General features: G+C 43.4%; 16 protein-coding genes. 7 read left to right on the top strand and 9 right to left on the bottom strand.

Translation table 11 applies throughout. The annotated features are described in order from the left end of the window. The first annotated feature begins 187 nt into the window (after positions 1–187). Positions 188–811 carry a mechanosensitive ion channel domain-containing protein gene (locus tag ACYX4N_RS04420; protein ID WP_474804601.1) on the top strand — a complete coding sequence of 208 codons (624 nt, stop codon included), beginning with the start codon at positions 188–190 and terminating at the stop codon, positions 809–811. 90 nt (positions 812–901) lie between these two features. Here the strand turns inward: ACYX4N_RS04420 and ACYX4N_RS04425 are convergent, their stop codons facing one another. Continuing rightward, positions 902–4,345: a PAS domain-containing hybrid sensor histidine kinase/response regulator gene (locus ACYX4N_RS04425; RefSeq protein ID WP_476055730.1), complete on the bottom strand. Its 3,444-nt coding sequence runs from the start codon at positions 4,343–4,345 to the stop codon at positions 902–904. A gap of 258 nt (positions 4,346–4,603) precedes the next feature. Between ACYX4N_RS04425 and ACYX4N_RS04430 the strand changes: the two genes are divergently transcribed. The 4 genes from ACYX4N_RS04430 (at position 4,604) to ACYX4N_RS04445 (ending at position 9,200) form a co-directional block, all read left to right on the top strand. Then, on the top strand, positions 4,604–4,870 hold the full coding sequence (locus ACYX4N_RS04430; protein WP_039216401.1) for a DUF4212 domain-containing protein: 267 nt from the start codon (positions 4,604–4,606) through the stop codon (positions 4,868–4,870). A 3-nt stretch (positions 4,871–4,873) separates the two neighbouring features. Further along, positions 4,874–6,580, top strand: a complete 1,707-nt coding sequence (locus tag ACYX4N_RS04435; RefSeq protein WP_474804608.1) for a sodium:solute symporter family protein — start codon at positions 4,874–4,876, stop codon at positions 6,578–6,580. A gap of 98 nt (positions 6,581–6,678) precedes the next feature. Next, on the top strand, positions 6,679–8,508 hold the full coding sequence (locus ACYX4N_RS04440) for a putative nucleotidyltransferase substrate binding domain-containing protein (protein WP_476056416.1): 1,830 nt from the start codon (positions 6,679–6,681) through the stop codon (positions 8,506–8,508). A 5-nt stretch (positions 8,509–8,513) separates the two neighbouring features. Further along, on the top strand, positions 8,514–9,200 hold the full coding sequence (locus ACYX4N_RS04445) for a 3'-5' exonuclease (protein ID WP_476055731.1): 687 nt from the start codon (positions 8,514–8,516) through the stop codon (positions 9,198–9,200). Here the strand turns inward: ACYX4N_RS04445 and ACYX4N_RS04450 are convergent. From ACYX4N_RS04450 to ACYX4N_RS04460, 3 genes are all read right to left on the bottom strand, one after another. Continuing rightward, positions 9,197–10,180, bottom strand: a complete 984-nt coding sequence (locus ACYX4N_RS04450) for a GGDEF domain-containing response regulator (protein WP_474804617.1) — start codon at positions 10,178–10,180, stop codon at positions 9,197–9,199. The two genes, ACYX4N_RS04445 and ACYX4N_RS04450, sit on opposite strands and share 4 nt — an antisense overlap. A 208-nt stretch (positions 10,181–10,388) precedes the next feature. Continuing rightward, on the bottom strand, positions 10,389–10,808 hold the full coding sequence (locus ACYX4N_RS04455; RefSeq protein WP_476055732.1) for an MAPEG family protein: 420 nt from the start codon (positions 10,806–10,808) through the stop codon (positions 10,389–10,391). A 225-nt stretch (positions 10,809–11,033) separates the two neighbouring features. After that, a complete protein-coding gene (locus ACYX4N_RS04460; protein WP_474804623.1) occupies positions 11,034–11,540 on the bottom strand; it encodes a fasciclin domain-containing protein in 507 nt (168 codons plus the stop codon). A gap of 319 nt (positions 11,541–11,859) precedes the next feature. Here ACYX4N_RS04460 and ACYX4N_RS04465 point away from each other — a divergent pair, with 319 nt between their 5' ends. Then, positions 11,860–13,017 carry a tetratricopeptide repeat protein gene (locus tag ACYX4N_RS04465; RefSeq protein WP_476055733.1) on the top strand — a complete coding sequence of 386 codons (1,158 nt, stop codon included), beginning with the start codon at positions 11,860–11,862 and terminating at the stop codon, positions 13,015–13,017. A 55-nt stretch (positions 13,018–13,072) separates the two neighbouring features. On the opposite strand, the gene ACYX4N_RS04470 is transcribed toward ACYX4N_RS04465, so the two are convergent. From ACYX4N_RS04470 to ACYX4N_RS04490, 5 genes are all read right to left on the bottom strand, one after another. Then, the gene (locus ACYX4N_RS04470; protein ID WP_334060271.1) at positions 13,073–13,912 is read right to left on the bottom strand and encodes an isopenicillin N synthase family dioxygenase; all 840 of its coding nucleotides are present in this window, start codon (positions 13,910–13,912) and stop codon (positions 13,073–13,075) included. Between the two features lie 169 nt (positions 13,913–14,081). Next, on the bottom strand, positions 14,082–15,293 hold the full coding sequence (locus ACYX4N_RS04475; RefSeq protein WP_474804632.1) for a NupC/NupG family nucleoside CNT transporter: 1,212 nt from the start codon (positions 15,291–15,293) through the stop codon (positions 14,082–14,084). 12 nt (positions 15,294–15,305) lie between these two features. Continuing rightward, positions 15,306–15,929: a uridine kinase gene (gene udk, locus ACYX4N_RS04480; protein WP_014950808.1), complete on the bottom strand. Its 624-nt coding sequence runs from the start codon at positions 15,927–15,929 to the stop codon at positions 15,306–15,308. Between the two features lie 188 nt (positions 15,930–16,117). Continuing rightward, on the bottom strand, positions 16,118–17,071 hold the full coding sequence (locus tag ACYX4N_RS04485) for a hypothetical protein (RefSeq protein ID WP_474857417.1): 954 nt from the start codon (positions 17,069–17,071) through the stop codon (positions 16,118–16,120). Beyond that, a complete protein-coding gene (locus ACYX4N_RS04490; RefSeq protein ID WP_476055734.1) occupies positions 17,068–17,964 on the bottom strand; it encodes a PhnD/SsuA/transferrin family substrate-binding protein in 897 nt (298 codons plus the stop codon). The genes ACYX4N_RS04485 and ACYX4N_RS04490 overlap by 4 nt, the downstream gene beginning before the upstream one ends. 376 nt (positions 17,965–18,340) lie before the next feature. On the opposite strand from ACYX4N_RS04490, the gene ACYX4N_RS04495 reads away from it, so the two are divergent. After that, complete coding sequence (locus ACYX4N_RS04495; RefSeq protein WP_474804642.1) at positions 18,341–21,370, top strand: TonB-dependent receptor; 3,030 nt, start codon at positions 18,341–18,343, stop codon at positions 21,368–21,370. Positions 21,371–21,492: the final 122 nt, after the last annotated feature.

The raw sequence follows: 21,492 nt of genomic DNA on the forward strand, positions 1-21,492 counted from the left end.
AGTCATTTTTGCGCGCATACTAATAGAAGTGAAAGGGGGTGTCTTACGAATAATTCTTGTTGTGTCGATTGCTTTTAATGCATGAACTTGTCTGTTATTCACGTTAGCATTAGAGCGCCTTGGCTTTTTAAAGCAAAAATAGATAAAGAAGCCAGTATGCGTGATAAAAACAGTAAGGAAAAAATAAATGAATGAGTGGTGGCATGGTTTTTTGGCGTGGTTAACTCAGTACCAGTCAAACGTCGTGTTCAGTGGTATAGTTCTGCTTATCTATTTGGCAATGTCGCGGAAGTTACTGCCAAAATTAGAAAATAATATCGTAAAATCCAAGCTCAAATCTAACAGTGCTTTAAAAGGACTTTTTGCTGCGCGTGTGATTGTAGCGACTGTATCGCTTTCCCTGCTGCTGTTGGCATGGGGGATCGATTTCTCAGGCCTACTTGTACTTTCTACGTCCATCATTACGGTAACCGGGGTTGCACTTTTTGCAAGTTGGTCGCTCATCAGCAATATTACGGCATACTTTATTTTGCTTACCAATGTAGCCTATAGCAGAGGCAACTATGTGCGCATTCTCGATGGCGATAACTATATAGAGGGCGTTATTGCGGATGTTGGGCCATTCAGTACTCGTTTAATCACCGCCGACCGCGAAACGCTAATGTACCCCAACAATTTGATTCTAACCCGCCCAGTGCTACTCAACCCGAAAGAAAAGTGGGGGGCCATGGGTAAAGTTGTGGCGAAGTCGAGTGTAGAGACGCCGGTGGTTAAGACGGAAGAAACTAAACCACATGACGAGTTACTGTAAGTACTTCTTTATTCGTCATTTAAAGTGCAATAGTAGAGAACGAAAAGCATTCAATTAACGTGGTGCAGATACGTCATTGTTCCACAATAATTAAACGTTTTTCGCTTCTCTTATATAACGCGTCATACTTTGTAGTAACGCGCGTAGTTTTGCCGGCTTAAGCGGCTTAGCCAAAAAGTTTACGCCTTGGTCTTTACACTCAGTCACTAAATTCTCATCTGGTGTTGCGGTTATAAGCGCCGCTGGCACTACAACGTTTAGTCGATGTCTTATTTCTTCAATCAGAGCAAGCCCATTTTTCTCGCTATCGTGACTAAGTTGATAATCCATCAGTAAGATCTGAGGCTGAATGACCTCACAAACCTTCAGTGCATCATCCCAGTTATTCGCTAAGAACACATTTACGCCCCATTTTTGTAATAGGGTTTGCATAGCATCCAAGTTTTCCCTTTGGTCGTCCACACAAAGTACATTCATTCCAGTAAATGTGGTACTACGAGGCTTTGCCGCAATACTATAAGCCCGTTTAGGCGCGGCTTTAGTAAGAGAGAACGCAAAGCAGCTTCCTTTGCCAACTTTCGAGTTAACGCTGATATCACTGTTCAACTGTAGGCTTAAGCGGCGCACCACGCCCAAACCCAACCCTAACCCATGCTCTTTACTTTCGTTGGCGCGAAAGAAATCGCCGAATATACTGTCTTTTTTATCATTAGAAATACCAATACCTGTATCGATAACTTTGAAATAAACGGTTTCTTTAACAGATCTAACCGTGAAAAGAACCCGCCCTTTTTCGGTGTATTTCACTGCATTTGACAACAAGTTTTGGGTAATTCTATATAAATAGGTTTTATCTCCTCGTACCCAGCAAGGGCGGATTATGGCTTTGAAACCAAGCCCCTTTTCACGGGCACGCATAGCCATTTCATCAACTAGTGGAGAGAGTAGGGCGCTTACATCAATTGATTCGATATCGGGTTTCATCTCTCCTTGATCTAATCTAGCAATATCAAGCAGGGTGCCGATGAGCGTTTCACTTGAACTAACGCTATGGCCAAGCTTCTGAACTATATTCTGGGCTTGTTCAGAAAGTTCCTGTTCTTCCAAAGCACTTACGTAAAGCTTAGCTGCATTAAGCGGCTGTAATACGTCATGACTGGCAAGGGCTAGGAAACGGGTTTTACTGGCGTTCGCGTCTTCCGCGGCTTTTCTTGCCCTTATTAGTTCTTTCTCGGCCTCGGAGCGTCGTTCTATTTCAAGGCGAAGTTCTGCGTTAATCGAATGCACTTCTTCCGTACGTTTCTTTATGCGAGCTTCAAGGTCAATGTTCGATTCTTCCAGCGCTTGCTGAATTTCCACGTGCCCTGTGATGTCGTTAAAGCTTGTTACAAAACCGCCGCCAGGTAATGGATTTCCCACCATTTCAATGACTCGACCATCTTTACGCTGGCGAGTAAATCGGTGCGGCATGCCGGAGCGCAAGTGCGCTAAGCGTTTTTCTACTTCAGCATCGACATCGTGCGTTCCAAACTCGCCTTGCGATGCGTTGTATCGAATGAGCTTTTCTATTGGAGAGCCAACAGCAAGCAAGTTGTCGGGGTAAGGATATAGGTTGGCATAGCGCTTGTTCCAGGCGACCAAATTCAAATGTTTGTCTACCACGCTAATGCCCTGATCCATGTTTTCAAGCGAGGTTAATAGCGCTGTCATATTAAATTGCATCGCCTGCGTGGTATCGTCGAAAAAGTTAATAACCTCAGTGAAATCCATTTTCTTACCACGCAGCGCACTGTCTAACAGTACTTTCGCACTAGAAGCGCCAATAACCCCGCCAAGGGCGCGTTCACAGAATGATAAAAACGATTCATTGGGTGTATCTGTGTGGCTTAGCTGGCAATTGTTTAATTGTTGATATTGGGTAAGAAGCTGATCGCAACGCCCTGTTCCCATAAAGGTTGAAAGCAAAGTGATGAGGTCAGACACGGTAACGTTTGTGGCTTGAGCTTTCACCGTGTTGTTACTAGAAATGGCGGGAGAAACGAACGCTTCTGCCTGCATTCTGTCAATAAGGCGCTGGGGTGCAAAATGAGAAAAGAGTACATAGACAAGGCTGTTTGCGGCCAAGCTAATCATGGCCCCTTGGCTTATAAGTTCGTTTTGCTCCATTTGAGAGACTTGCTCACTTACAATAGGAAGCACTAACCAAAGCACCCAGATAACAAGCCCGACCATAAGCCCGGCATAGACGCCGTGGGCATGCGCGCGCTTCCAATAAAGGCCCCCAACAATGGCGGGCATTAGCTGAATTACAAGGGAAAAAGCGATAAGGCCAATAGAGTGAAGAGAGCGACTGCTGGTCATCTGCTGGTGGTATAGAAAAGCCATCAATAAAATAAAGGCGATAACAATCCGTCTAATTAGGCGGATTTTTTTGGATACGTCTTTTTTGTCGTCGGTGTTGCCTGTGAACGCTAAAATTCGTGGCAATATCACGTCGTTGGTAAGCATGGTGCTTAAGGTAAGCGTGGCGACTATGATCATAGCCGTAGCCGCAGACAGACCACCTACAAATACAATGACTTGAAGAAGTGCAGACTCCGAAAACATCGCAAGAGACAATACATAGGAGTCAGGTTCAATGCCTTGACCAGCAAAGATGGCTTTACCCGCAATAGCAATGATAGGGATAACCGCGGAAATAATGGTTAAGTAAAGAGGAAATAGCCAACGCGCTGTGCGAATGTGCCCTAGGCTTAAGTTATCGATAATGGCAACGTGAAACTGACGAGGTAAGCAAACAATGGCTGCCGCAGCCATAATAGTTTGTGCAATGAAGCTAAACGAACCGAACTGAGCAAGCGCAACCTCGTTAGTAAAACTTTCGAAAAATGCACCAGACTGGGTACGCTTCCACGCGCTGTAACCCACAATAGCAACCAGCACTAAAGCAAGTAGCTTGATGGTGGACTCAAATGCTATGGCCAGCATCAGGCCACGCCTATATTCTGTTACATCAGTTTGGCGCGTACCAAAATAAATCGCGAAGGCAGCGATAAAGCCTGTGGCGGCAATGATAATTCCATTGCTGTTAGGTTGTTGAGTTAACAGTTGAAAGGTGGCGCCTACCGCCTTTAACTGAAGCGCAATGTAGGGAATGGTTGCCAGTAAAGCAATAAGCGTAACGACTAAGGCTACGGTTTGACGCTTGCCATAGCGAGACGCAATGAAGTCTGAAATGGTTGTGATATGCTGCTTTTTACTTACCAGTGTCAGTTTGTAAATAAACTTGTATCCCAGCACATAGACTAAGATGGGCCCGAGCATGATTGGCAGGTAAATCCACGTATCTCTACTTGCTTGCCCCACCATGCCAAAGAAGGTCCAAGCGGTACAATAGATTGCCAGGGCTAATGAATAAACGGCGGGATGAGAAGTCAGTGCTCTTGCTGTAGGCGAGTTCTTTTCTCCCCAACTTGCTAATGAAAACAGCAAAAAAAGGTACAAGACTGCAAGCGTTACCCAACCAAAAACCATAATCTTCCTTTAACTTAGTTTTAACAACTGTGCTGATATTATAATCATTTCGACCATGGTCTACCTACGACCATGGTCTCATTTTGAATTTCAAACCTCAGGTCTAGAGTAATAGCCGACCTCCTAGATGCTTGACTTTTGCTGCTTTGGTTCTGTCGTGTACAAAAGTTTCAATCGCAGCAATAACGTTAACAAAGCCGAGCGTTAGGGAATTGTAAAATCATAACAACTAGTTAACCTGACATTGAGGGTGAAACAATGGCATTTAGAAACGAAGAGGACAAAAAAGCCTACTGGAGTGAAAACCTAGCGCTCCTAGCTAAGCTTTTAGTCGTTTGGTTCATCGTATCATTTGGTGCCGGCATACTGTTTGTCGATATCTTAAATGAAATTCAGTTCTTTGGCTTTAAATTAGGCTTCTGGTTTGCACAACAGGGCTCAATTTACGTATTTGTTGCTTTGATCTTTGTCTATATGGCGAAGATGAACGCCATGGACAAACGCTACGGCGTAGATGAGGAGTAAATCATGGACGTTCAAACTTTAACATTTATTATCGTAGGCGCGTCGTTCGCGCTGTATATTGCAATTGCAATTTGGGCTCGCGCTGGGTCGACTAACGACTTCTATGTAGCGGGTGGCGGCGTACCGCCTGTTATGAACGGTATGGCTACGGCAGCAGACTGGATGTCGGCAGCATCGTTTATATCAATGGCGGGTCTTATCTCATTTATGGGATACGACGGTGCGGTATACCTTATGGGCTGGACCGGTGGCTATGTTCTACTTGCACTTTGTTTAGCGCCTTACCTACGTAAGTTCGGTAAATTTACGGTACCTGACTTTATTGGCGATCGTTACTACTCACAAACAGCACGTACCGTTGCGGTATTTTGCGCCATCTTTGTTTGCTTCACATACGTTGCAGGTCAAATGCGTGGCGTAGGCGTGGTATTCAGCCGTTTCTTAGAAGTGGATATTGTGTCTGGCGTTGTTATTGGCATGGTTATCGTGTTCTTTTACACCGTACTTGGCGGCATGAAAGGCATCACCTACACACAGGTTGCTCAGTACTGCGTAATGATTTTTGCGTACATAGTACCTGCCGTATTTATCTCAATGATGGTTACCGGGCATATCCTTCCGCAAACCGGTTTTGGCGCAACCTTGGCAGACGGTTCGGGGGTGCATATGCTGCAGAAACTCGATAATTTATCCGTCGAACTCGGGTTCAATGAATACACCTCGGGGACAAAAAGTACTATCGATGTATTCTTTATCACCTTTGCCCTAATGGTGGGTACTGCGGGCCTTCCACACGTTATTGTTCGCTTCTTCACTGTGCCTAAAGTTCACGATGCACGTAAATCTGCAGGTTATGCCCTAGCGTTCATCGCCATTCTTTACACTACAGCACCGTCGCTTGCAGCATTCGCTCGTGTGAATATGATTGAAACCATTAACGGTCCAGAGATGACGGGCACCAGCTATGAAGAAGCGCCGTCGTGGATTAAAAATTGGGAGCAAACTGGCCTTATCGCGTTTGAAGATAAAAACGGCGATGGCAAAATGTTCTACTCGGGTGATGAGCGCAACGAAATGAAAGTTGACCGCGACATCATGGTATTGGCTAACCCTGAAATCGCGAACTTACCAGCCTGGGTGATTGCGCTTGTTGCGGCAGGTGGTGTGGCAGCAGCCCTTTCTACCTCAGCGGGCTTACTGTTAGTGATTTCCACCTCTGTGTCCCACGACTTACTGAAGCGGAACTTTATGCCGAATATTACGGATAAAGCCGAGCTTATGTACGCTAGATTGGCAGCAGCGGTGGCTATTGTCATTGCAGGTTACTTCGGTATCAATCCGCCCGGATTTGTGGCGCAGGTGGTCGCCTTTGCTTTCGGCTTAGCGGCGTCGAGCTTCTTCCCTGCAATTATCATGGGTATCTTTAGCAAGCGTATGAACGACAAAGGCGCTATCGCGGGTATGATTTCAGGGATTGCGTTTACTGCGGCTTACATTATTTACTTCAAGTTTGTAAATCCGGCTGCAAATACGCCTGACAACTGGTGGTTTGGTATCTCTCCTGAAGGTATTGGTACTTTAGGTATGATGGTGAACTTCATTGTTGCATTCTTAGTGTTTAAAGCAACAGATGAAGCACCTGAAGAAATTCAAGAACTGGTTGAGAGCATTCGTTATCCTAAGGGAGCGGGTGAAGCATCAGCGCACTAAATTAGTATTGCCTTAAGATAGGCTTTAGCAAAATAAAACCAATCTACTGGCGAAAGTGAGTAGGTTGGTTTTTTCTTTTTGTGAACTGGACAATTTCTATGACTGCGATGGCTAAACAAGTTGAAGACTTTCTTAATACATCCGCACCTTTTGATTTGCTGGATAGCGAGCAGAAGCTTCAGCTAGTAAAACATACTGAACTGGTATACTTAACCGCGGATAACGTTGAGGAACTACAAAAGGATAAAGTGTCGCTTTTCCTTATCCAAAGCGGACAGTTTTCCGTCCAAGATTCTGATGCCCCTTTACGCCATTTAAGTGAGGGAGACTACTTCGGCTACATCAATATAATGGAAAAACGTAATTTTCCACTAAGTATAACGGTGGACAGCCCAGGGCTGGTTTATTGTTTTGATAAGCTAGCTGTAGAACCTTTACTTGAAATACCTACCATACGGCATTTTTTTGATGGCCTTAGTAATAACGCTCTGCAAAACCATGCCATAGCAGATAGTAATTCAATGTGGCTTTACAAGGGCCTTTTAGACATTATCGAAAAAGCCCCTGTTTCCGTCGAGGCTCAAACCCCAATCACGGAGGCAGCCCAGTTAATGACATCGCAAAAAGTCTCTTCTTTGCTAGTAACTGAACATGAGAAGCTAATTGGTATCATTACTGACCGCGATTTAAGGTCGAGAGTGGTGGCAGCCTCTTTAGACCCTCATCTTCCGGTTAGCCAAATAATGACAGCTAACCCAGCTCAGATTATGGGTAACAGGACCTTGTTTGACGCTTTAGCGCTGATGACGGAAAAAAACATTCATCACTTGCCTGTTATTGATCACCAAACGCTCGTGCCCCTTGGCATGGTAACCGCAAGCGATATCATTCGTCATCAGCGGGGGAACGTACTCTTCATCATTGGTGAACTGAGCAAAGCCGAGAACCTTTATGAGCTCACGCGCTTGTCGTGGCAACTGCCTCATTACTTTTCAGCTCATGCTAAAAAAGCGGGTGATTACGATATTGCTGGAAAAATATTGTCACAAGCAACCGATATTATGACCAGAAAGCTAATTGGCTTTTTCCAAGAAGCTAACGGTAAAGCTCCCATGATGTTTGCGTGGTTAGTGTATGGTTCACAAGCCCGAGAAGACCAAACCATGGGCTCAGATCAAGACAACGGGCTACTTCTTGCCAAGCAACCTACCGAGGTGCAAGCCGAGTACTTTTCGAATATGGCAGAGTACGTATGCAAAGGGTTAGCGAAGTGCGGCATCAAGCTTTGCGATGGCAATATTATGGCCAGTAATCCTAAGCTGAGACTATCCCTTGATGAGGCGCTCGAAGAAGCTAAACAGTGGGTAAAAGCGCCCACTAAAGACGCCATTATGCACTTCAATATCTTTTTGGATGTGCGGTGTGCCGCTGGTGATGTGGGCCTATTTAAGCAGCTTCAAAAACAGCGCGCCCCTTTAATGCAGCAAAACATGTTCTTAGCAGCCCTTACCAGGCATAGCAATGAAATAGCTGTGCCGCTTTCTATGTTCCAGAAGTTTGTTTATGAGAAAGGAAGAAAAGAAAAAGATGTTATTGACCTAAAGACCCGAGCTGTCGCTTTAATCAATAATATAGCAAGAATCTATGCCTTGGCTGATGGGGTGACTTTACCTAACACGCTCGCACGTCTAGAAGCGTTATCTGCTCGTTCGCAGCTTTCAAAACGCGATGCAACGAATCTTAGCGATATTTGGCTGTTCCTGAATCGTCTGCGCTGGCGTCATCAACTTGAAAACAAAGTTACCGATAATCGCGTTTCCATATCAAGCCTGTCATCAATTGAAAAACATCAGCTTAAAGCTGCTTTTAAAGCCATAGAAAGAACGAATCAAGCTATGGTGATGAAGTTTTCAGGTGGCGTGAGTTAATCGATATGGTTCAACGGTGGATAAAGGCATGCGCACAGGCACTCACGGGTAAAACCAAGCTGAAAAAGCGTCTTCGCGAACTTAGCGTTTACAATACATCATTTACCGCAGTTGATTTAGAACTTACTTCGCTAAACCCTTCAGCAACGCAAATTACTTCTGTGGGTTATGTGAGTGGCAAGGGGGGCCGTATCGATTTATCGACGAGCGGTTATCATGTTATCAACACGACCGCAGACCTAGGGCAAAGCCCTGTGATTCACGGGTTAACCCCTGACATCTTGCAAAAAGGCGAACAATTAGAAGTGGCGCTCGGTGCACTCACGCCTTTATTTCAGCAACACATTCTTATTTTTCACAACGCTAGACTGGACTTAATGGCGTTAAACAAAGCTTTTAAACTGTGCGCTGTACCAAAGTTGGAGGTGGTTTATATTGATACCCTTCAGCTTGCGCTATATCAGCTAAATAAGCAGCATCAGGTTTTGCCAGGTAATAGTGCTACGCTAGGTGTGTGCCGCCAACGCTTAGATCTTCCAGCTTTCAATGAACACAATGCGCTAGATGATGCGTTAGCTACGCTTCAGCTTTTCCTAGCCCAGTTGACGGAATTAAGTGTAGAGAAAGAGGCTACGCTGGACTGTCTGCTTCACACCGGGGCTGTTGGTTGCACTCAGCTAGGCGACAGCTAGAAACTTTTTATCGCTTGTGAAGAACTGGGGCTCAATGCTTTTTTCGTAGGCGCAAGTGAAGGAGATACTAAGCGATTACGCCCGGAAGTTTTAGCTGCATACAGGTTTTTATCCGCTTCCAGCATGACATAATCAATCGTTTTATCATCGTTGGCAGTTTTTATCGCTAAGCCTGCACTCAGTGTTATGCGCCCGTACTCAGACGAACTATGTAGAATGTTGAGGTCGTAAACGGTTTCTAATAGGCGCTCGGCGACAGCTACTGCTCCCTCCACATCAGTGTTTGGTAAAATTACTAAAAACTCTTCACCACCAATTCTCACCAATTTATCCATAGGACGAAGGAGTGCATCGTTTATCGTTTTACTAACCTTCCATAAGCAGCTATCACCATCTAAATGTCCATACATATCGTTAAATAGCTTAAAGTGGTCGACATCAAATATAACTAAAGACAATGGGGTGGCATTGCGTTCGCTATCTTTAACTAATCGGGGGAGATAGTCATCCAAATAGTGTCTGTTGTAGGCACCGGTTAGTTTGTCGATATAAATTAGTTTTTCTAAAAAATCACTTCTGAGCTTGTGTTGAAGGTGCGACTTTACGCGATTGCGCAGCGTACAAGCATTCACAGGCTTAACTACAAAGTCTACACAACCAGAACCCCAACAACGAGATTCTTCCTCGTCTGTTGATGAAGAGGTAACGAAAATAATAGGTATGTGTTCACAGGATGGCTTTTGTCTAAGCAGCGCTGTGGTCTCGTGCCCATCCATTTCTGGCATGGAGACGTCCATAAGGATTAAGTCTGGCCTGTTATGCTTGCAGTACTCAATGGCTTCCTTTCCTGAGCTTACAGAAAAGCACTCTACTGTTTCTTCGAGTAGTGTTTCTAAAATAAGTCTACTGCTGGCTTGATCGTCGACAATCAATACACTGCAATCAGTTAAAGTCCGATCGCCGACTTGGTCAATGTACACTGGGGCTCCTAAACACATATGTGAGTGTTCAATTAATAAGAATACGCCTGAATTTGGAAAAGAACATTAATCAAAAGTGTAATATTCAAGCGTAGGATTCATTATCACTGTTATCTGCTTCTCTATAAAAACCTTTAACGAATAAAGCACTTTCCATAGATAAAAGAATACTTCGCTGTATGATATTTGTACAGCGCAAGGGAGCTAGCTAGAATAGCAACTGAAATAACGCGAGCCCATAAACGCCAAGTGTACATAGAGTTCCTACCATATAAAAATAGCTTCTTGGGCTAGGGTTCTTTTCTGTGGCAACAGCATAGTACAGCGCCATATGAATGATACGACTTAGTGCGAAGGCCCAAACCAAGATAGCCAATAGGTCTGTTTGTGCGCCAAGAAACATGCAAAGCAGGGCGGGCAGCACAAATTGGTGAATATTTTCAAGCGAGTTATGAAAGGTTCTGTGACTTCTAAATACAAAACTATCGTGGCTCAATTCTTCGCTAACTTTACCGGGGATGTAGCGAGACTGTTTTCTATGTGCCACAGCGGCAACAATGTTTTGGACAAAAACCGTTAAGCTAATCACTAATAGACCAGCAATACTGTATGTGTAAACCGTAAACATATGAACTCCTTTTCTAGTCCAAAGGGCAAGGTTAATTATTTGAAGTTCTAATAGCATCGAGACTGATTTGTTTGTTCAACTCACGCGCCTGATAGTGCTAGAACAATAAAAACAGTGTTTCATATGATTTTTTACGGAGAAGTTATTGGGAGAGATCGGTGATGATTTTAAGAAAAGCAAAGATCGACTAAAGGCGATCTTTACTTTTCTTTTTAGAGGAAAATCTTATAAAGAGGCTTTTACATCGTTTGGAAGTAATACCGTATCAATAACGTGAATAACACCGTTGCTGGTCATCACATCAGCCTTGATAACCTGAGCATCGTTTATCATGACTTTATTCATAGTAGTAGAGACCATAACTTTACTTCCTTCCACTGTAGTGGCATCAGAAAGCGCAGATACGTCTTTGGCCGTTACTTTGCCGGCTACAACATGATAGGTAAGAATTTTCACAAGTGTTTGTTTGTTTTCTGGCTTAAGCAGCATTTCAATAGTTCCATCAGGTAAAGCTGCAAATGCATCATCGGTTGGCGCGAAAACGGTAAATGGACCATCTCCTTTCAATGTAGTGACTAAATCAGCAGACTTTACGGCAGCAACCAGTGTAGAAAACATGTTATTGCTTGCGGCTGTATCGACAATATCTTTTTGCTCACCTTCAGCGTGGTGACCGGCGAAAACGCTGGTGCTTAAAACAACCAAAAACAACACACTCATTAATTTCTTCATAATCTTTCCTTTAATATGTAAATGGGCTTTGAATGAAATTCACCATCCTTCGTTTTGCCTACTACTAAATGACAGCCAATGAAAGGTACTGAATTGAGAATAGTTACGGCGCTGTTTAATATTTTGATGATTAACTTTGTGTAATGCCGTTAAAGAAACGATTACCATTAATAAGAATGAGGTAACAGAGCAGTGAGTAAGCCCATTTTGATGTTTTTTTGCGATAAAAGTACAACTGCATAAGTTGTAAATAAAATGTAAAAAAATGGTTTGGGTGCTATAATTTTAAACTATCGAGTAACTAAAATAGGTGCCTGATATGAATACTCGACTAGTTTTAATTTGGCTACTTTGCTGTTTTCTAAGTGCTTGCCAGTCTACGGATGAGCAAAATATAGCGTCGCCGCCTACCTTATTAAACGATAACCTGTTTCCGTCGCACCATTTGTTTCCCGTAGAGACCATCGACGAGATTTTTTACTTAGGTGAAGACGCTCAGTTTTTTGCTGAAAAAGCGGTACATAACAAAAGCACTTTGCAGAAAAACGTTAAAGGTTTAGTGAAAGCTATTTTTGACCATTCAGATTACGGCATGCTTTATCGCAATAGTGCGAATACGAAAGCAGACACTACGTTTAACAACCGCGCGGCAAACTGCTTATCCCTTTCAATTATGACCTATGCGCTTGCTGAACACGTGGGTTTAGACGCGACCTTCTATGAAGTAGATATTCCAGAGTATTGGACACGAAGAGAAGGGTATAGCCTGCTAAATGGGCATATTAATATGCGCGTCTCAATGCCTGAGGCTAACAACGTAACATCGATTGGAGGCTTATGGGCAGACGTAGACTTTGACCCTCAAATGCTACGCAACTACTTTCCCAGAAAGCCAGTAGCGAAAAACAAAATAGTGTCTATGTACTACAACAACAAAGGTGCAGATGCGTTGGTGGCGAATAGCTACACAAGGGCTTACAGCTACTTTCGTGCCGCTGCTACATTAACGCCTGAATTACAGCAAAGCTGGGTCAACCTTGGCGTTTTATATAGAATGGTTGACGCTTATAAGCAGGCTGAGATGACTTACAAGCACGCACTATCACTAAATGATGAAAACCTCACCGCATGGGAAAATTTATCTATTCTTTATACGCATCAAGAAAGAAATGAAGAAGCCATGCAGATTACGCAAATGGTTGAAGCAAAGCGTAAGAACAACCCTTTTTATCATTACATATTAGGGGAACAAGCTTTTGATGCTGGCAAGCTTAACGCTGCAATAGCGCACTACAGAAAAGGGCTTAAGCTTGATAATGCTCGTCACGAGATTTTATTCGGCATGGCCAAAGCGTATCACGAGTTAGGCGATGTTAGCGAAGCGCAACGCTTCTTAGAGAGGGCTGTGAAGCATTCACCAAACCAACAAGAAAAACAGCGCTATTCTTCTAAACTAGCTACCTTGGCAAGCAACTAAAAAAAAGCCGCAGACTAGCTGCGGCAAAAGAATAACACTACAAAAGGAACTTAATTTATATAACGCCCAGCTCACGAAGGCGCTCTTGCAGGTATGACCCTGCAGTATGACGTTCTGAAAGAACAACATCTGGTCTTGGGTGTAAAAACAATGGCAACGAGATACGAGATTTCGTCATGTCAGTGCCATCTGGGTTTACAACCCTATGGGTAGTTGATGGGAAATATCCGCCTGATGCTTCTTGAAGCATGTCGCCAATATTCACGATCAAGTTCCCGAAATCACAAGGAACGTCAATCCAACTACCGTCTTTAGCTTGTACTTGCAATCCTGGCTCGTTGGCTGCTGGCAAGATAGTAATCAAATTAATATCTTCGTGAGCAGCAGCGCGAATCGCATCTACTTCTTCATCACCTTTTAGTGGTGGGTAGTGCAGTATACGCAGCAAGGTCTGATCAGAATCTTTGATCATGTCACCTAGCGGTTGGCTGTACTTGTCACTCACCTCTGAAGGAGAGTGCTTTTCTATCCAACCCAATAGCTCTTTCGCTAATGTGTTCGCTTCCTCATAGTACTGAGAAATCTGCGGGTGTAGCGCTTCTGGGCACTGCCCCCACGGATAGAAGTGGTAATACTCTTTAATGTCTTTTTTCGTAAAGCCTTTAGCTACCTCAGATACACTCTGAGGGAAAAATCCGTCTTGTTTACCTTTGTTGTACAGGTAGTCGTTCTTCTCTTCACTATCGAAGAAGCCCTGCCAATTGTCGTAAATACCTTGAACTAATGACTGTTGGATAGGGTGATTTTTTAAAACACCGAACCCTGTCTCGCGAAGTGACTTCACGAATTCTTCTTGTGCGTTTTCCGCTTGGTAATCAACAGCAACTAATTGCATAACTTTATCCCGTATATTTTGACTGCGGCATTATAAAGGTAGACGGGCTACAGAAAAAAGTCGCAGAAATTGACATAAATCAACCCCGCGAGGAATTTGCGCGTAATTTACAGAAACCTGACCAGTTAGTCTAGTAAAATCTTGACCAACTGGTCCAAATTAATGAAATTTAACCAAGAGAGAGGTAAAAGCCCGCTAGCGCGGCACTCATTAAGTTAGATAACGTTGCAGCAATAACAGCTTTTAGCCCCAGTCTCGCAATTTCTTTTCTGCGTGTTGGTGCCATAGCACCAATTCCACCCATCAAAATAGCGATAGAAGAGAAGTTTGCAAAACCACAAAGTGCAAAGGTGATAATGGCCTGAGATGCTTCAGATAGCTGCGATTGGTTTTCTAAGAAGTTAAGGTAAGCAACGAATTCGTTGACCACCATTTTCTGACCAATGAAGCTACCTGCAAGTTGCGCTTCCTCCCATGGTACGCCGATTGCCCATGCGAGAGGTTGAAGTACATAACCCAGGATCCCTTCAAACGTAACGTTTTCATAGCCAAATAGCGCTGCTGTCCAGCCGATAAGGCCGTTGAACATGGCAATTAACGCTATGAAAGCGAGTAGCATAGCGCCTACGTTTAACGCAAGCTGCATGCCTGACGCTGCGCCACTGGCTGCAGCATCAAATACATTAGCGTAGCCGGTATCTTCCGCGTCTACGTCATGTAAATCTTCATTGGGCTTACTGGTTTCAGGCAAGATGATTTTTGCCATTAATAAGCCACCTGGCGCAGCCATAAAGCTTGCTGCCAATAAGTATTTAAGGTCTACACCCATTCCCGCGTAGCCTGCCATGACAGAGCCAGCAATTGACGCTAAACCGCCTACCATAATGGCAAACAGCTCAGAACTTGTCATGTGAGGGATGAAAGGGCGAACAACAAGAGGGGCTTCGGTTTGACCCACGAAGATGTTAGCGGCTGAAGACATAGATTCAGGGCGACTGGTACCCAGCGTCTTTTGTAAAAAACCACCGATAACTTTAATAACAACTCCCATCACTTTAAGGTGATAAAGCACTGCGATAAGGGCTGAGAAAAAGACGATAACGGGAAGTACGTTAAAAGCGAAGATAAACGCAATAGACTTGTCGCCAATAGGGCCAAACAAGAAGTTTATGCCCTCTTGGCTGTAAGCAATAATATTAGCAACAAACTTGGTTGCACTTAACAATACCTCTTTACCTGTTTCAGAATACAGGACAAACGCGCCAACTGATGCTTGAATAGCAAATGCGCCACCAACGGTGCGCCAATTTATACTGCGTTTCGCCGATGATAACGCGAAAGCAATACCCAGAAGGACTGCAATGCCCAGTAAACCTACCATAGTAATGTTCCCTTAAAGAAGCGCTTGCTGAATGTGTGATTTAATCACATCTAATGCAATTTGGTTTTTGCCACCTTGCGTCACTACTACGTCGGCAGTGAAGCGGCTAGGTTCGATAAATTGATGATACATAGGCTTAACAGTTTCTTCGTACTGTTTTGCCACCGACTCAATACTACGACCGCGTTCTTTTAGGTCGCGCATCATTCGGCGCATCAAACAAATATCAAGAGGAGTATCGATAAAGATTTTTACGTCATATAGAGGTAATAAATCGGTACGCGCAAGCAACATGATACCTTCAAGTATGATCACAGGTGCGGGATTTAAGCGCTCCGTTTCAGGTAAACGTGTGTGCGTTTTATAGCAATAATGCGGATAGTCGATAGGTTGACCGTCACGCAATGCTTGCAAGTGCGCTTTCAATAGCTCATGTTCAAAAGCGTTTGGATGATCATAGTTATTCTTCTCACGCTGTTCCATGGGAAGGTGATCTTGGGCGCGATAGTAGTGATCTTCGCGCAGCACTTGAACAGGGCGGCCTTGAGCACTGAAGCCGTTAAACAAATTTTTTGTAAAAAGAGACTTCCCAGAGCCAGAAGCTCCAGAAATGGCAATAATTAGTGGCGATTGCATAGTACTATAAAGCTGGTTTTGTTGGTGCAAAGATACGCGTTTAGGCCTCGCGAATCAATGTTATATTCACAAGTTCTCACTTTTGGGCGCGGTCTTTGCTAGAACTTTATTGTATTTTCAAGGTATTGCGGGCTGTTTTTTAAACTCGCAAAAAATACAAAAAAGTTCTCCAAGTGGTCAGTTTTTAATTAGTTACCAATAATTTCGATATCCTCTTCTTTTATCGGTGGCAATGCATAAGAGTGTTGCTTTGAACGTGAACCTTCACCCTGAGCACGAGGTGGGTAATACTTCTCTTTTTCTTCAACGTAAGACAAGAATAACTCATCAAGGGCGGCTCTTATTTCACTTAACGTTTTGTCTAGGTTTGCGTTGAAGTCGGGGCGTTTTCTCTTTGTATGGCCTAACTCAATCAATCGGCCGAAGCATTTATTAGCTAGCGCCATTAACTCACTTGGAACATCTTTATGTGGCGGTAATGGTTGATTGGGATTGGCTATGCAGTATTTAACCAAAGCAGTGTAAAAACAAAGAGGCTTGTTTTGTAAGGTTACTACTTTGTCTTCAATACCGTTTGATATGGTCTTTTCTTGCAGGTTAATTATTAGTTTGGGCTTAGGAGGAACAACGAGTTCTTCAAGGGGAGATTGTTTTCGCTTCTCTTTGTTCGTAAATACAAATAATGGGGCAATAAGAAGTGCAATTAGAACGGCTACCCAGCTAATCCCCACTTCACTTAAAGCATTTCTACTATTAATTGAAATATGTATGGTTTGCTCTGCATTCTTAAAAGTGGATCTATGTACAATTGGATATTCAGTTAAGTCTGCATTTGTCTGAACGCCCTGAACAGCGCTCGCTATGACAGGCAGCGTTTTTTCTTCTATTACTTTATTGAGGCGTTCAAGATAGCGTTCAATGGCATACATATTCGCTGGCGTATTTAGCGTTTCGTTTCCAACATCAAGGAAAGCGCTATCCAAACTTATACGCCTTTCAACGACATCAATAGCTTGGTGGATGGAAAGCTGATGTGCAAAGTACTGACCTATAATGGATGCTGTTTGCAGAACCATTACCAGCAATACAAATACTGCCGCAATTTTTAGGGGAGGTATAAGGTGCAACTTAACTTTACTCATTTGTTACACCCTTCTTCCAAGGTAATATTTTTGTAATATGGCCTTGGGTGAGTTGTCGCTATTTCGTAGACAACTGACTGTACAGCGCAGAATAGGTCCGTATTTTGGGTCTGCATCTTTAAATACCATTGCATCCCGCTCACGCTCTCTAAAAGGGGGGCGGTGTAATTCTTAGAGAACGTCTCGGCATCTTCCTCTGCCCAATACGTTGAGATGATATCGACTTCGCCTGCAAGGAGTGCGCGCCTCAATTCCTTATGAGAGCTGTAATAGACAATGTCGACAGTGGTGTCTGTCAGCCCCATATGTTGTAAGACTGTCTTGGGCACAATATGACCAGAACGACTACTTGGATAGTCTAAAAGACCAATTCGTTTTCCAAGTAGATACTCTTTATTTAACAATGGTTTTTCTCTAAGCGCTATAAAAAATGCGGGGTAGTCAGGGTGGGCTGCTAGCTTGGTTAAACCATAGATTTTATCTGCACCAAAGGCATCCACGATATTGCTTTTCACCAAGGCTAGGTCAACTACACCGTGGTTTATATATCGAAAGGTATCGTAATCGCTTTGACCAATTACTACTTTAATACTGCTGTATTGGCGTTTTATCGTGCTGTCAGAGCATAATCGTTCGCTAACCATTTTAGCTATGCGACCATCGGTTATATAAGCAGAAAATACATCTTTATTACCCGATAACCCTGTGTTACAGGTTGATATTTGACCAGTTTGCGGCAGGATGTCATCATAAAACGTAGAATTTTTATAATAGCTTGCTAGGCCACACGATAGTGCAACTATAGCTAATATAATCCACTTTACAGAGGTAACAATTCTTAAATCTGTCAAAAAAACGACCAAATGAATTAACGATTTATATGTGGATTTCATCAGTTAAGGTTACTTATTGCAATAGGTAAATTTATTTTTAAATGGTAAGTTGTTGTTATTAATGAATCTTTTATAGGTAAACCTGATTTTTGTTAAACGCTGTTTATTAGTGTTCGATATGGCAAGAATAGCATCAGCTAATCGCCGTGAATTGACAATAATAACAATAAGTAAATTAACCTGACCATTTGGTCAAGATATTTTTTACAAAGTCAAACGCCTAGGGGAGTTGCTGCTAAATAAAAATGTAAAGTTGTAATAAAATTGACATGAATCTCTATAACAATTTTGTCGATTCATATTAATTGAAGGTCGTCTAAGGGAAATGCCCTACTAGCGACCCTAAAAACAAATTTAAACAATAAGGGAAACACACATGAGAACATCAGCAAAGTTCAGTCGTATTGCGGCTGCGGTTGCGCTGTCAATCGGTTTGTCGTCAACGGCTATGGCCCAGGTTACGTCATCTGAATTGAACGGTAAAATCATGGGGCCGCAAGGTAACCCAGCGGCAGGTACTGTTGTAACAGTTACTCACGTTCCTACAGGCGCGGTTAAAACTGTTACTGTGAACAACGGTGGTACGTTCAGTCTTCGCGGTCTTCGCGTAGGTGGTCCATACACAGTTGTCATTGATTCTGACGAATTCGCTGATCAAACAATCAATGACGTCTACCTAGAGCTTGGTGAGTCAGCGTCAATTGAGCGTATGCTAGAGCCAGCAGCCCAGTACGAAAACATTGTTGTTACTGGTTCTCAAGTTAGCAGCTTATCTTTCGGCCAAACCGGCCCTGTTGCAAGCTTCGACCTTTCTACTCTTCAAGAAGCGCCTGCTATCAACCGTGATATTACCGATATCGTTCGTATCGACCCGCGTATTTACGTGGACGAAGGTGGCAGCAACGGTATTCAGTGTGTGGGTAAAAGCCCGCGTTTCAACAGTTTGACTGTTGACGGTGTTCGTATGAACGACCTTTTCGGTCTTAATTCAAACGGCTACCCAACTGAGAGAATGCCTTTCTCTTTCGACGCTATCGCTGGTGTTTCAGTTGAAATCGCACCGTTTGATGTAATCTACGGTGGTTTCTCTGCGTGTAATATTAGTGCTGTAAGTAAAACGGGTACTAACGAAGTTCACGGTTCTGCGTTCTATGACTTCGGTAGCGACAGCTTACGTGGTGACTCACTCGAAGGTGATGACATCAACCTAGGTGCTTATACTGAAAGACGTTACGGCTTCACTGTTGGTGCACCACTTATCAAAGATAAATTATTTATCTTCGCAGCATACGAAAAGCTTGAAGGTGCAAACACCTTCGACCGTGGCGCTATCGGTTCTGGTGCAATTAACGAAGTTAATATTACTCAAGCAGAAGTTGAGCGTATCCAACAGATTTCTCAAGATGTTTACAACTTCGACGCGGGCTCTGTACCTTCAAGTCTTGCTAACGAAGATGAAAAACTACTTGTTAAATTAGACTGGAATATCAATGACCAGCACCGTTTAGCGTTTACCTATAACTACAACGACGGTAATAACTTTGCTGAGTCTGATGGCGATTCAAATGAATTCGAATTCCAAAGCCACCTATATGAGCGTGGTGCAGAACTTCAGTCTTTCATCGGTGTACTTTACTCTGACTGGACAGACAAATTCTCAACCGAAATCCGCGTAGCTCGTACAGAGCTTGATAATCTTCAGCGCTCTTTCTATGGCGACGGAACACCAGGTGGCAATGATTTCGGTGAAATTATCATTCGCATGGCTAATGATCCTAATGATGACGCTGATAACCTTTCTGTTTATCTAGGTTCTGATGACAGCCGTCAAGCCAACGACCTAGACTGGGATGCAACTAGCATCATGTTCCGCGGTAACTACTACTTCGATAACGGTCACACGCTAACTTTCGGTTATGAAAACGACACGCTTGATATCTTCAACCTTTTCGTACAGCACGCCGAAACAACAACTACATTTAACAGCATTGATGACTTCGAAAATGGTGCGAATGCTCGAATTGATTATGGTTATGCTTACTCGGGTAACCTTCTAGATAGAGCTGCTGAGTGGGGTTACACTTCACACTCTACATATGCGCAGGACGAGTTCTACCTAACTGACGACTTGAAAGTAGTTGCTGGTCTTCGTTATGACTGGATTACAACGTCAGACCGCCCTCTAGAGAACGCTGAATTCACCGAATCTTACGGTTATAGTAATAGTGCAAACCTAGACGGTGTAGACCTTCTTCAACCACGTGTTGGTCTTAATTACACGCTAAGTGATAGCACAGAACTACGCGGTGGCTTTGGTCTTTTCTCAGGCGGTAACCCGAACGTTTGGATGACTAACAACTACCAGAACACTAACGTTACTGGTGGTGAAGTACGTGGTGATTACGCAAACATCCTAGATGGCAGCGTAACTTGGGTTAACACTGAAGACGGCGTTACTGCTGGCCCTGGTTACTCAGTACCGTCTGACCTTGATGCTCAGATGGATGCAGGTGTTGGTAGTAACTTTGAACCAAATAACCTTGACCCAGACTTCGAAATGCCTAGCGAGTGGAAAATCTCTGCAGGTATGACGCACATTACAGATGAAGACTATGTATTTAACCTAGATCTTTTGGTAAGCATTACGCAAGACCAAGCGATGATTAAATACAAAGGTATAGAGCCTGTAGGTCTTACCGACGAGGGATACATTGAGTACGAAAGAACGGGTCTGGGTTCTTTGGAGCTTACTAACTCTGATGAAAGCTCTACTTCTTATTCATTAACAGCAACAATGAACAAGACTTGGGACAACGGCATCTCACTTGTGGGTGGTTATAACTACAGCCACGCTGAAGATGTTCAGCCTATGACTAGCTCAGTAGCGTTCTCTAACTACCAGTTCAGGGCATTTACTAACCCGAATGAAGAAGTTTCTTCACTGTCGGATTGGAACATTGCTCACCGCTTTACGTTGGACTTCCGTTACACTACTGAACTTATTGATGGCTACAACACTACGTTCTCTGCGTTCGCGGTTGCTCAGTCTGGTAAGCCATACAGCTTTACTATTTCTGAGGACGAAGTAAATAGTATCTTTAACTTCACGCCTTACTTGGACTCTAACAACGTACTTCCAATTGGTGCTGAGCGTAACGATGAAGAAAGCCCTTGGTGGACAAAAGTTGATATCGCGGTTCGCCAAGATGTTCCAGCCTTCCACAAAGACCACACAGCACAAGTATTCTTCGTGATTGATAACTTCACAAATATGCTTAACGATGATTGGGGTATCCTAGAAGAGACTTCATTCAATACAGCTGTTGTAGGTACTGCTAATCCAGAACGTCGTCAAGGTGATGCGTCACTTTGGGAATTACGTTTGGGTGTTAACTACCGCTTCTAAGAAGTAGTAAACACTAACTACAAGTTGTAGTGTTAGGTGCCACTTTCCTTAACAGGAAGTGGCACTTTTTTATGCCTGCGATTTATCTCACACACAAGCCACTAATCGATCACAGTGTTTGC

Source organism: Alteromonas sp. ABH4_452 (assembly GCF_056311825.1).

What these genes read in the sequence shown, in the direction of transcription:
- ACYX4N_RS04425 (WP_476055730.1), bottom strand. Translation starts at nt 4,345, where the DNA reads ATGGTTTTTGGTTGGGTAACGCTTGCAGTCTTGTACCTTTTTTTGCTG.
- ACYX4N_RS04470 (WP_334060271.1), bottom strand. Translation starts at nt 13,912, where the DNA reads ATGCAATTAGTTGCTGTTGATTACCAAGCGGAAAACGCACAAGAAGAA.
- ACYX4N_RS04460 (WP_474804623.1), bottom strand. Translation starts at nt 11,540, where the DNA reads ATGAAGAAATTAATGAGTGTGTTGTTTTTGGTTGTTTTAAGCACCAGC.
- ACYX4N_RS04435 (WP_474804608.1), top strand. Translation starts at nt 4,874, where the DNA reads ATGGACGTTCAAACTTTAACATTTATTATCGTAGGCGCGTCGTTCGCG.
- ACYX4N_RS04430 (WP_039216401.1), top strand. Translation starts at nt 4,604, where the DNA reads ATGGCATTTAGAAACGAAGAGGACAAAAAAGCCTACTGGAGTGAAAAC.
- ACYX4N_RS04485 (WP_474857417.1), bottom strand. Translation starts at nt 17,071, where the DNA reads ATGAGTAAAGTTAAGTTGCACCTTATACCTCCCCTAAAAATTGCGGCA.
- ACYX4N_RS04445 (WP_476055731.1), top strand. Translation starts at nt 8,514, where the DNA reads ATGGTTCAACGGTGGATAAAGGCATGCGCACAGGCACTCACGGGTAAA.
- ACYX4N_RS04440 (WP_476056416.1), top strand. Translation starts at nt 6,679, where the DNA reads ATGACTGCGATGGCTAAACAAGTTGAAGACTTTCTTAATACATCCGCA.
- ACYX4N_RS04490 (WP_476055734.1), bottom strand. Translation starts at nt 17,964, where the DNA reads ATGAAATCCACATATAAATCGTTAATTCATTTGGTCGTTTTTTTGACA.
- ACYX4N_RS04495 (WP_474804642.1), top strand. Translation starts at nt 18,341, where the DNA reads ATGAGAACATCAGCAAAGTTCAGTCGTATTGCGGCTGCGGTTGCGCTG.
- ACYX4N_RS04420 (WP_474804601.1), top strand. Translation starts at nt 188, where the DNA reads ATGAATGAGTGGTGGCATGGTTTTTTGGCGTGGTTAACTCAGTACCAG.
- ACYX4N_RS04465 (WP_476055733.1), top strand. Translation starts at nt 11,860, where the DNA reads ATGAATACTCGACTAGTTTTAATTTGGCTACTTTGCTGTTTTCTAAGT.
- udk (WP_014950808.1), bottom strand. Translation starts at nt 15,929, where the DNA reads ATGCAATCGCCACTAATTATTGCCATTTCTGGAGCTTCTGGCTCTGGG.
- ACYX4N_RS04475 (WP_474804632.1), bottom strand. Translation starts at nt 15,293, where the DNA reads ATGGTAGGTTTACTGGGCATTGCAGTCCTTCTGGGTATTGCTTTCGCG.
- ACYX4N_RS04455 (WP_476055732.1), bottom strand. Translation starts at nt 10,808, where the DNA reads ATGTTTACGGTTTACACATACAGTATTGCTGGTCTATTAGTGATTAGC.